Origin of the sequence: Candidatus Corynebacterium faecigallinarum (genome assembly GCF_052264515.1) — a bacterium.
Taxonomy (GTDB): Bacteria; Actinomycetota; Actinomycetes; order Mycobacteriales; family Mycobacteriaceae; genus Corynebacterium; species Corynebacterium faecigallinarum.
In genome coordinates this window covers 1-1460 of the sequence record NZ_JBQQOC010000067.1, presented here as the reverse complement: position 1 = coordinate 1460, position 1460 = coordinate 1, and the positions used below count along the sequence as shown (strand labels likewise).

1 protein-coding gene is annotated in these 1460 nt (G+C 63.2%); it reads left to right on the top strand.

Translation table 11 applies throughout. From position 1 onward, the window contains the following. Window positions 1-120 precede the first annotated feature (120 nt). A complete protein-coding gene (locus ACTXPP_RS14050) occupies window positions 121-1365 on the top strand; it encodes an IS256 family transposase (protein WP_443342726.1) in 1245 nt (414 codons plus the stop codon). Window positions 1366-1460: the final 95 nt, after the last annotated feature.

The window sequence follows — 1460 nt, the reverse complement described above, 5'->3', positions numbered from 1 at the left end:
GGTTACGTCCTCTAGCGTGGTGTATCTGTAACTGCTGGTGCCCACCCCGTCAACGACGACGGTGACCACCGCAGGTACCTTTCGACTCAACTCCTACATATCCTCGAAAGGGACTCCACGATGGCCACCAGCCCCCATCATATCGACCCGTCCACCTACCTCGACGACCTGCTCACCCAGGCATCCCCGGACCTGATGCGCCAGATGCTGCAGAGCTTCATCAACCAGATCCTGTCCACCCAGGCCGACCAGGTCTGCGGCGCGGACTACGCCACCACCAGCGAGTTCCGCACCAACACTCGCAACGGTTACCGCCACCGCGACCTCGACACCCGCGTCGGCACCGTCGACGTCGCAGTTCCCAAGCTCCGCTCCGGCTCGTTCTTCCCCGACTGGCTGCTGGAACGACGTAGTCGGGCAGAACGGGCACTGACCACCGTCATCGCCACCTGCTACCTCAAAGGCGTGTCCACCCGCAGGATGAACGACCTGGTCGCCAGCCTGGGGATCACCAACCTGTCGAAATCCCAGGTGTCCGAGATGGCTAAGGACCTCGACTCCATGGTCGAGGACTTCCGCCACCGCCCACTCGACGGCGGACCATACCTGTACGTATCCTGCGACGCGCTGACAATGAAAGTCCGTGAAGGTGGCCGGGTCGTGAAAACCTCGGTCCTGTTGGCCTGCGGAGTCAACGCGGAAGGCTACCGCGAACTGCTCGGCATGCAGGTCGCCACGGCAGAGTCCGTGGCGTCCTGGACCGGATTCTTCCGCGACCTGAAGGCCCGCGGACTGGAACAGGTCTTCCTGGTCACCAGTGACGCTCACCTGGGCATCCAGCACGCGGTCGGCGAGGTCCTGCCGAACGCGTCATGGCAGCGCTGTCGGACACATTTCGCCAAGAATCTGTCGTCCATGGTGTCGAAGACCCAGTGGCCGACGTTGTCGGCGATGTTCCAGACGATCTTCCAGCAACCCGACACGGCCGCGGTGTGGGACCAGGCCCGTGAGGTCGTCGCGTTCTGTCAGCAGAAGTTCCCGCATGTCGCCGACTACCTGGAGGAAGCGCTCGACGAGCTGCTGGCGTTCACAACCGCGCCGAAGGCGGTGTGGACCAAAGTCTGGTCCAACAACCCGACCGAGCGGCTGAACCGTGAGATTCGCCGGCGTACCGATGTCGTGGGGATCTTCCCCAACCGCGATGCGGTGGTCCGTCTGGTCGGGGCGGTGCTCGCCGAGCAGCATGATGACTGGATCCAGCAGAAGCGGTACATGTCGCTGACGAGTCTGGAGCAGACCCGGACGGTGATGGGTACCAACATCATCGATGTCGACGGAGACGACCGGGTGCAGGAGGCGGCATGAGCCTGAGGCGGTATCAGGCCCGTGACGGTCCCTGATCTGGTGTCACGCGCATTGTTTCAGCGGAAGGGAGGTACACCACTTCCCAGGACTTGACC